The sequence below is a fragment of the Paenibacillus sp. NPDC058177 genome (assembly GCF_042883835.1).
In the GTDB taxonomy this organism is placed as follows: Bacteria; Bacillota; Bacilli; order Paenibacillales; family Paenibacillaceae; genus Paenibacillus_AQ; species Paenibacillus_AQ agri.
This window is the reverse complement of the sequence record NZ_JBHVVB010000006.1, coordinates 445,162-453,530: the sequence shown is the minus strand read 5'-3', so window position 1 is coordinate 453,530 and position 8,369 is coordinate 445,162. Positions and strand designations below refer to the sequence as shown.

Annotated in this window: 7 protein-coding genes and 12 tRNA genes; 16 read left to right on the top strand and 3 right to left on the bottom strand. The window is 47.6% G+C overall.

The annotated features are described in order from the left end of the window. Nucleotides 1–15: 15 nt before the first annotated feature. The 12 genes from ACFVU8_RS23565 to ACFVU8_RS23510 all read left to right on the top strand — a co-directional run bounded on the left by ACFVU8_RS23565 (nucleotide 16) and on the right by ACFVU8_RS23510 (nucleotide 1,154). A tRNA-Asp gene (locus tag ACFVU8_RS23565) sits at nucleotides 16–93 on the top strand. A gap of 12 nt (nucleotides 94–105) precedes the next feature. Continuing rightward, nucleotides 106–181 (top strand) — tRNA-Phe (locus ACFVU8_RS23560). 20 nt (nucleotides 182–201) lie between these two features. Beyond that, nucleotides 202–277 (top strand) — tRNA-Thr (locus ACFVU8_RS23555). 5 nt (nucleotides 278–282) lie between these two features. Then, nucleotides 283–368, top strand: a tRNA-Tyr gene (locus ACFVU8_RS23550). A 5-nt stretch (nucleotides 369–373) separates the two neighbouring features. Beyond that, nucleotides 374–447, top strand: a tRNA-Trp gene (locus ACFVU8_RS23545). Between the two features lie 24 nt (nucleotides 448–471). Continuing rightward, a tRNA-His gene (locus ACFVU8_RS23540) sits at nucleotides 472–547 on the top strand. A 47-nt stretch (nucleotides 548–594) separates the two neighbouring features. Beyond that, a tRNA-His gene (locus ACFVU8_RS23535) sits at nucleotides 595–670 on the top strand. A 46-nt stretch (nucleotides 671–716) separates the two neighbouring features. After that, nucleotides 717–792 (top strand) — tRNA-His (locus ACFVU8_RS23530). A gap of 17 nt (nucleotides 793–809) precedes the next feature. Beyond that, nucleotides 810–884: transfer RNA gene (locus ACFVU8_RS23525), tRNA-Gln, on the top strand. A gap of 5 nt (nucleotides 885–889) precedes the next feature. Beyond that, a tRNA-Gly gene (locus ACFVU8_RS23520) sits at nucleotides 890–964 on the top strand. Nucleotides 965–972: 8 nt separating this feature from the next. Next, a tRNA-Cys gene (locus ACFVU8_RS23515) sits at nucleotides 973–1,046 on the top strand. Nucleotides 1,047–1,075: 29 nt separating this feature from the next. Continuing rightward, nucleotides 1,076–1,154, top strand: a tRNA-Leu gene (locus ACFVU8_RS23510). Between the two features lie 120 nt (nucleotides 1,155–1,274). Here the strand turns inward: ACFVU8_RS23510 and ACFVU8_RS23505 are convergent. From ACFVU8_RS23505 to ACFVU8_RS23495, 3 genes are all read right to left on the bottom strand, one after another. Then, nucleotides 1,275–1,571, bottom strand: coding sequence for a hypothetical protein (locus tag ACFVU8_RS23505; protein ID WP_379467770.1), 297 nt, complete (start codon nucleotides 1,569–1,571; stop codon nucleotides 1,275–1,277). Nucleotides 1,572–1,669: 98 nt separating this feature from the next. Then, a complete protein-coding gene (locus ACFVU8_RS23500) occupies nucleotides 1,670–3,043 on the bottom strand; it encodes a sensor histidine kinase (RefSeq protein ID WP_387430525.1) in 1,374 nt (457 codons plus the stop codon). After that, on the bottom strand, nucleotides 3,040–3,759 hold the full coding sequence (locus tag ACFVU8_RS23495) for a response regulator transcription factor (protein WP_387430523.1): 720 nt from the start codon (nucleotides 3,757–3,759) through the stop codon (nucleotides 3,040–3,042). Before ACFVU8_RS23495 ends, ACFVU8_RS23500 begins: the two co-directional genes overlap by 4 nt. 180 nt (nucleotides 3,760–3,939) lie before the next feature. Between ACFVU8_RS23495 and ACFVU8_RS23490 the strand changes: the two genes are divergently transcribed. The 4 genes from ACFVU8_RS23490 (at nucleotide 3,940) to ACFVU8_RS23475 (ending at nucleotide 8,355) form a co-directional block, all read left to right on the top strand. Beyond that, the gene (locus ACFVU8_RS23490; protein ID WP_387430521.1) at nucleotides 3,940–4,806 is read left to right on the top strand and encodes a carbohydrate ABC transporter permease; all 867 of its coding nucleotides are present in this window, start codon (nucleotides 3,940–3,942) and stop codon (nucleotides 4,804–4,806) included. Between the two features lie 13 nt (nucleotides 4,807–4,819). Then, on the top strand, nucleotides 4,820–5,695 hold the full coding sequence (locus ACFVU8_RS23485; protein ID WP_387430519.1) for a carbohydrate ABC transporter permease: 876 nt from the start codon (nucleotides 4,820–4,822) through the stop codon (nucleotides 5,693–5,695). A 111-nt stretch (nucleotides 5,696–5,806) separates the two neighbouring features. Further along, a complete protein-coding gene (locus ACFVU8_RS23480) occupies nucleotides 5,807–7,144 on the top strand; it encodes an ABC transporter substrate-binding protein (protein WP_387430517.1) in 1,338 nt (445 codons plus the stop codon). A gap of 77 nt (nucleotides 7,145–7,221) precedes the next feature. Further along, the gene (locus ACFVU8_RS23475) at nucleotides 7,222–8,355 is read left to right on the top strand and encodes an efflux RND transporter periplasmic adaptor subunit (RefSeq protein ID WP_387430515.1); all 1,134 of its coding nucleotides are present in this window, start codon (nucleotides 7,222–7,224) and stop codon (nucleotides 8,353–8,355) included. The last annotated feature ends 14 nt before the right edge of the window (nucleotides 8,356–8,369 follow it).

Here is an 8,369-nt window from a genome sequence, read left to right as displayed (position 1 = left end):
CCCCGCAACCAATTTGGAACCGTGGTGTAGTTGGCCTAACATGCCTGCCTGTCACGCAGGAGATCGCGGGTTCGAATCCCGTCGGTTCCGCCATTTAGACTTTATGGCTCGGTAGCTCAGTCGGTAGAGCAAAGGACTGAAAATCCTTGTGTCGGCGGTTCGATTCCGTCCCGAGCCACCATAAAGAATACAACTTAATATGCCGGTGTAGCTCAATTGGTAGAGCAACTGACTTGTAATCAGTAGGTTGGGGGTTCAAGTCCTCTCGCCGGCACCATCTTTGGGGGATTAGCGAAGTGGCCAAACGCATCAGACTGTAAATCTGCTCACGTACGTGTTCGGTGGTTCGAATCCATCATCCCCCACCATTTTTAGGGGCATAGTTTAAAGGTAGAACAACGGTCTCCAAAACCGTTGGTGTGGGTTCAATTCCTGCTGCCCCTGCCAATTTTTTTATTAAAGTTTAATATGGCGATCGTGGCGAAGGGGTTAACGCACCGGATTGTGGTTCCGGCATTCGTGGGTTCGAGACCCATCGGTCGCCCCATTTACTTTACTAAGAAATAATAGGCTTAATTAAGTCAGATTCATGTGGCGACTGTGGCGAAGGGGTTAACGCACCGGATTGTGGTTCCGGCATTCGTGGGTTCGAGACCCATCAGTCGCCCCATTCACTTCATTGAAAATAATAGGCTTAATTAATTTAGTTTCATATGGCGACTGTGGCGAAGGGGTTAACGCACCGGATTGTGGTTCCGGCATTCGTGGGTTCGAGACCCATCAGTCGCCCCATTATTTAAACTGATTGTTGGGGATTAGCCAAGCGGTAAGGCAACGGACTTTGACTCCGTCATGCATAGGTTCAAATCCTATATCCCCAGCCATTTATGCGGACGTGGCTCAGCGGTAGAGCATCGCCTTGCCAAGGCGAGGGTCGCGGGTTCGATTCCCGTCGTCCGCTCCATAATATACGGCGCCATAGCCAAGTGGTAAGGCAAAGCTCTGCAAAAGCTTTATCCCCAGTTCAAATCTGGGTGGCGCCTCCATTATTTTTTGGAGTTTCATAATTGAATAAGCCGGTGTGGCGGAATGGCAGACGCGCTCGACTCAAAATCGAGTGGGAAACCGTGGAGGTTCGAGTCCTCTCACCGGTATTAAAAGAAGAAAAGGTTCATTAGATGTTAAATCTAATGAACCTTTTTTCATGTGTTCCAAGCGAGAATAAATAGCAGCCAGGGAACCACTCCTGGCTGCTCCTATAACCTGCAGCAAACTTATTTGCTTTTTTTCTTGTCTGTTTTAGCTGGTGCTTTAACCGGTGCTTTGGACGGAGTTTTAGCTTTGTCTTTCTTGGTTGGGGTAGCTGTTGGCTTGGGAGCTGATTCTTTAGCGGGAGCAGCTTTCGTTGTGTCGGTGAGTTGTCCCATTGGAGAAGCATCAGGATTGGACTGGTTAACGGTAGTAGAGGCCTTTTGGCCAGCCGTCGATGTTGAACTGGCAGCGAAAGCCGATTGAGCAGAGACAATAGAGATGGCCAGCACAGCACCTAACAAGGTCAATTTCTTTTTCATTCTAATCAAACTCCTATATGTTTATTTGACTTATACTTTAGGAGTTTAACTTAGTTATCTGGAATTTGAATGGAACTTAGATGGAATTTAGATGAAATCTAGAAATGGGTTGGAAAACGCAAAACAAACGCTGCGCCGCTACCCGGCTCGTTATGGGCTGAAATACGGCCACGGCATCGCTCGACGATGGCGCGGGAAATCGCTAGGCCTAGTCCCGTTTCCCCGTTCTTTCCTTTCGCAAACCGTTCAAAAAGCTGGGATAATAACGCTTCGGGAATTCCTTCACCGTCGTCGGTGATTCTGATAGCAATGACTTCAGCGTCAGCAGAAGCTTGGATACGAATCGTTGTCTTGGCATAGCGAGCTGCGTTGCCCATAATGTTAATCAGCGCTTGCAGTACTTTCTCGCGGTCAACATAAATCGAGTGCTCTTGGTTGCCATCGAATCCGTTCAACTCGACTCGTAAGTCGTTCTTGACGAGCAACGGATTGATGCGTTCTAATGTCTCTGCGATTAACTCCCGTACCGGGACGTGGTTCATATGGAATATGCCTTCTTCGCTTTCCAGCTTGCCGAGAAGAATCAATTCCGTCACGATTTTTTTGAGCCGTTCGGATTCCTTGACGATGACATCCAAACCTTTATTAGCATGATCCCCCGTAAAGATGCCATCCTTGATGCCTTCGGCGTAACCTTGGATGGACATGAGAGGCGTTTTTAACTCGTGCGAGGTGTTTTGGAAAAACTGCTTCTGCGTCCGCTGGTATTTCTCCAATTCTCCGGCGAGATCGTATACGGCTTTAGCGACTTCCCCGATCTCGCCTCCCGTTTCAATCAATCGAACTTCGGAGAAACGGCGCATTTCCACTTTGTTCAATTCCTTTCTGAGCTCTTCGAGCGGTTTGACCAGTCTTCTCGTAATGAGCATACTCAGTAGGAAAGCAACGACCCCGCCAAGGGACAAGATGATCATCAACCGTTCAAACAAGGCGAGCTGCATGGCTTTAATCTTACTTAGCGGAGCTGCCATCACTGCCGTGACACCCTGCCAGTGCGGCGCACTGACTTGATTTGATGTTAGCGTCTCAACAATATATTGATCATCAGTTGTTCTTTTCCAGATTTCTCCTGACCCGGTGGGGCTTTGCTTCGATAATTCCATCAATTCCGTTGTTGCTTCACCGGTCAGGGTACTGTAAACTACTTTCTCCCCAGGTGCAATTAATACCGCGCTCGTATCTCCCGACCATGTCGTCGTATTGGAGTTTTTGATCGCTTCTGTTTGTCGAACCGACATAAGCGGCATGACTGGACTTAAATTCATCAGCCAGCTGGCCTGATCCCGCAGCTCTTTTCGCTGGCTATCCACTAAGGTGTCGAGCAGTAGGGGATGAATCAGAACGGCGGTAATCGTCAGAATACATAGTAGCAGGAATGCAAATGAAAGATGAAGCCGATAAATCATTCTCATTTTATTGCTCCGTCCTTTTCTGTCCGCAATCGATAGCCGTGCCCCCTTATGGTGTCGACGGGAAGCTCCTTTATTTTTCTACGCAGTCGTTTCACTAGATCGTCGATCGCCCGGTCGTAGCCGTAATAGTTATCTCCCCAAATTATCGTAAGCAACGCATCGCGGGTGAATGCCCGATTCGGCTGCTCTGACAACGTCTGCAGCAGTTCAAATTCTTTCAGTGTCATTTCGATTTCTTCCCCTCGCCAGAAAACGCGCCGTTCTTCCAGAACGAGCCGCAGCTCGCCAACTTGGATCTCTGTATATCCTGGTTGAGAAGGAAGGGGATTGTCCTGGGTTTGGGAAATCGAGCTAATCCGGTGGAATAAGCGGTTCACGCGTGCGACTAGTTCTCTTGGGCTGAAAGGTTTCGTCAAGTAATCGTCGCTTCCTAGTTCAATCCCTAAGATGCGATCAACTTCTTCATCGCGCGCTGAAATCATGATGATTGGCACTTCTGCCTCTTTGCGAATTTTCCTGCACAACTCGAAGCCGTTCATTCCCGGAAGCATGATATCGAGAATCCACATATCTGGCGGATCGTTCTTCCACAGCTCCCAAGCTTCTTCTGCAGTTGATAACGTCATCGTACGGTATCCCTCTTTATACAAATAAGCCGCCACGATTTCCTGAATCTGAGTATCGTCGTCGACGACGGCGATTTGATAGGACTTCATGCAGTAATAACCTCCTCAGCATTTATCGAGGACAATTTTACCATAAAAGATTCAGCTGCGGCCCGATTCCACACGTTTTCCACATTGCTTCCATATTTACTCCCGAATTTGTTTGTAAACTAATCGATGTACAGCCGCTCCGCACAAAGCATTGACCGGCTCTCGATTGGAGGTTTCTTCGTGAAGTTGCGCCGTCTGGCACGCAGGGAGCTTCTAGCTGCCTTAGGTTTTCTAGCTCCAAGCTTATGTGGATTTTCCTTATTCTATCTCATTCCGTTTGGTCAGAGTGTCCTGAACTCGTTCCAGGATCGGATTGGAGGAAGTCTCACATTATCCAACTACAAGGAACTGTTTCTCAGTTCCTCCTTTCAGAAAGCGATGTCCAACACGTTCTGGTTCACCACGATCAGCGTGCCGATTCTCGTCGTTGTATCCCTCTTGCTGGCGTTACTCTTGAATCAGCGGGTACTCATCCGGAACTGGATACGCACAGCTTATGTATTGCCGCTTGTTGTACCTGTTGCTTCGATTGTGCTAGTCTGGCAAATTTTATTCGACTGGAACGGCACATTAAACGCTGTTTTGCAGCATTTCGGCTTTAGCCGTCACGATTGGATGAAATCCGATTGGGCTGGCTTTGTGATTGTATTGGTCTATGTATGGAAGAACATCGGATACAACGTCATTTTGTTCTTGGCTGGCTTGCAGAATATTCCGGATCAATATTATGAAATTGCCAGTTTGGAAGGCGCAGGTCCGGTTCGCAAGCTGTTCGGAATTACACTCACGTATTTGACGCCGACGACATTTCTGGTCGTGCTCATGTCTGTGCTGAATTCGTTCAAGGTGTTCCGCGAGACGTATCTTGTCGCCGGTCCATACCCGCATGATCGCATCTATATGATGCAGCATTATATGAACAATATGTTCCTGTCCCTTGATATCCAGAAGGTATCGTCCGCAGCGGTGTTGCTGGCGCTTTGCATTATGGTGCTTATGTTGATTCTGTTTCGAACGGAGCAGATTTTCCGCTCTTATATGGAGTAAACACAAGAAAAAGGTGAAGGAGGTGAATGAGGTGATGAAGCAATGGGTGGCACCGCTGTTGCGTTCGTTGTTGCTGATCGCCATCGCCGTCCTGCTGCTTATGCCCGTTGTCTTGAACATCGTCAGTTCCTTCATGACTGAGCGTGAGATTACGTCGAATTACAGCATGCTAGGCAAAACCGATACGAGTGTATTCGTAAATCTTAAGTGGATTCCCGACTGGGTGTCATTCCAGCAATATAACAAAGTACTAATCGCTACGCCGCAATTTCTGTACCTCTTCTGGAATTCTGTAATGCTAGTGATTCCTATCATTATCGGACAAGCGTTTGTGGCAACGCTCGCTGCGTTCGCGTTCAGCAAGCTGTATTTTCCGGGCAGGGATGGACTGTTCTTACTTTATTTGATGACGATGCTGATGCCGTTCCAGGTGACGCTCGTGCCCAATTACTTGATGGCTGATCGGCTGGGCCTCCTGAATCATCCTAGCTCTATCATATTGCCCGGTATATTCGGGGCCTTTGGCGTGTTTTTGCTACGGCAATTCATGCTCCAGATCCATTCGGCTTTTATTGAAGCAGCTAAAATCGATGGGGCGGGATACTTACGCATATTCATATCGATCGCACTTCCAATGGTGAAGCCGGGCGTTGCCGCACTCGTCGTACTCTTATTCGTTGACTATTGGAACATGGTCGAGCAGCCGCTTATTTTTCTGCAGGATGCTGCGTTGCAGCCACTCTCTGTGTTTCTTTCCCGCATACAGGAAGATGCGCTTGGCGTCTCGTTTGCCGCCTCGGTTATTTACATGATGCCTATGGTGCTTCTGTTCTTAAGTGCCGAACGGTATTTTATCGAAGGAATCCAGCTTTCCGGCGTGAAAGGCTGAGCGAAAGGAATAAGCAACGTGAGGTCCCAAAGGACAACGGATTGCAGGATTTGCAATGGCTCTATTTCTCCGGCAACAACCAAATTTGATTAAATTGAGAGGATGATTCATTTGAAAAAAATAGGGTTAATCGTCATGCTATCCAGCGCTCTGCTCTTATCCGCCTGTTCTGGTAACGAGGGAGGCGATCCCAAAGTCGAGACGGAGGGCGGGCAGAAGACTGTCGTCATCTCTGTCATGAGAAAAGATCGTTTCTTGGAAACTGCAGCGCGACAATTTGAGGAACAGCATAAGGATATTCATATCGAAATGAAGGAATATAAAGCGTCGGATCCAGTTGCAGAAGGTGGCATGGGGGTAGAGTCCATCTCGCTGGGAGACGTAGAAAAGTACGTGCAATCGGTGACGACACAAGTCATTTCCGGTAAAGGGGCCGATCTTATTCTCATGAGCGAATTACCCCAGGACAAATTCGTCGCCAAAAAACTGCTGGTGGACTTGAATGATCTATTGGCCAAAGACAGCTCGTTCGATCGAAAAGCTCTATTCTCTAATATTTTGCAGGCATCCCAAGACGGAGATGGTTTGTATGCCATGCCACTCTCTTTTTCGCTCTCCCTGTTTCAGGGAAATACAGAGTTATTGAAGAAGTCGAATATTTCAGTTGACGTCAATAAATCGTGGAGCTGGAGCGAGTTCAAGGATCTTGCCCAAAAACTGAAGGAGCAAGGTGATGCCGAAAAGCTTATTAGCCTGGATCCCTTGTCGCTGCTCTTTGATTTCATCGAGGACAATTACGCTCAGCTCGTAGGGCAGGGCCAGCCGAACTTCGACTCTGATTTATTCCGCAATATGATGACAGATATCAAATCGATGTATGACGAAGGCTTGCTCAGTGACGGAATGTCGTTCGATAACAGTAATGCGGCATTTCAAATGGTGAATGTATTCAGTCCGGAGCAGGCACTGACGAAGCCTCAGGGTATGAATTATTACCAGAAGCCGAACGTGAGCGGGCAAAAGGTTGGTGCACCGTTCCAGCCTACGTATAGTTTAGGGATAAATAGCAAATCCGACGTTCAGCAGGAAGCATGGGCATTCATCAAGTTTTTGCTTTCTGATGAAATGCAAGCTTCCCCGAATCTCACGGGAATACCAATGAATAAAGGGATCACAGATAAGAAATTTAAGGAAACTCTCCAAAAAATCGAGAACGGAACGCTGGAAACCATGATCCCACTAGACATGCTGCCGGATGGCGAAACGGTAAAAAAACGGATTGAAGCGGTAGAGAAGCTGATCTCGGAAACCAATTTTCGAAGATCTAGCGATATGAAAGTGATAACGATCGTCATGGAAGAGTTCAATAGCTTCATGAGCGGACAGAAATCGGCAGAAGAAGTAAGTAAACTTATCCAAAACCGAGTGAAAACGTATTTGAACGAGTAACGGAAGAGGGGGAGATCGTTAGTCGATCTTTCCCTATCATGAGTTATAGAGGCAGTGAAGAAATGGGGGAGCAGCAGATGTTACTGCAGGGAAAACAACGCTGGGCAAGTATAGGGCTAATCCTATTCTTTGTGCTGCTGGCCGGTCTAACATTATTCAGTAATACCCTAGAGACGGCAATGCTGCCGAAAGTGACCACCGAGAATCCTTCAAGTAAGCGTCTGGTGCATCATATTAAAGGCAGCGGCATCCTCACACCCAAGAAGCTGAAGACATTGAACAGTGATAACGGCTGGCTAATCAGCGAAGTGCATGTGAAGGAGAATGATCGCGTAAAAAAGGGCCAGCTGCTAGTGACTTTCGACAGCACCAAGTCACAAGAAGAGCTGCTTGAAGCGGAATACCAACTCAAGAAACATGACTTGAACCGGGAAAAGCTGAAAGAGCAGTACATTGTCGCTGGAAATGCCGGAGACGAAGAAGGGATGATCAGTGCCAAACGGGAACTGGATATCAACACCTTGGATCGGAACAGTCTCCAGCGCAATATAGAACGGCTAAAACGTGAGCTAAGTAAAAGCCGGACCATACATGCTCCGTTTGATGGAAGGATTATTGAATTACCGGCAGAGCGAGGAATGATGATTGGACAGGGACAAAAACTCATGACAATCGTCCAGCTAAGTGAAGGATATGAATTTTCTTTCACATTAGACAAGGATGCGGCAGCAATGCTGCAGCAAGGTGAGAAGATTCCTGTTCAATTGAAAGGAAAAGAAAACAAGAAATTCACCGGTACACTATCCAAAATAACAATCGCCACTTCAGGCCCAGGACCAAATGACGGGGGAGAGGGCGAGCGAAACGCGCCTGAGAGCTCGGATAAGCGGAAAATTGTTATATCGTTGCCGGCGGAAGGAACGGAGGGAGATGAAGAGGCAGCAGTAGTTGTACAGAAGGAGCCTGCAGAGCAAGGATTGGTGATCCGGAGTGAGCTGATCAAAAGTGATGGAGAAAGCAGCTATGTATGGGTGGTCCGTGAAAATAGAGGCACGCTTGGAACGACCTACAGGGTTCAAAAGGCTTATGTTGTCAAGGGTGACACCGTGGATAAAGAAACGATTATTTTGGGCGGGCTTTTGAAGGATGAGCAATTGATTGCAGAATCAAGTGAGCCCTTGCAGGAGGGCAATCGGATAAGACTAAAATGAGAAAGACTGAAAGC

Bases quoted from the DNA above. Each gene is read 5' to 3' on its own strand.
- ACFVU8_RS23505 (WP_379467770.1), bottom strand. From the start codon at position 1,571: ATGAAAAAGAAATTGACCTTGTTAGGTGCTGTGCTGGCCATCTCTATT.
- ACFVU8_RS23500 (WP_387430525.1), bottom strand. From the start codon at position 3,043: ATGAGAATGATTTATCGGCTTCATCTTTCATTTGCATTCCTGCTACTA.
- ACFVU8_RS23495 (WP_387430523.1), bottom strand. From the start codon at position 3,759: ATGAAGTCCTATCAAATCGCCGTCGTCGACGACGATACTCAGATTCAG.
- ACFVU8_RS23475 (WP_387430515.1), top strand. From the start codon at position 7,222: ATGTTACTGCAGGGAAAACAACGCTGGGCAAGTATAGGGCTAATCCTA.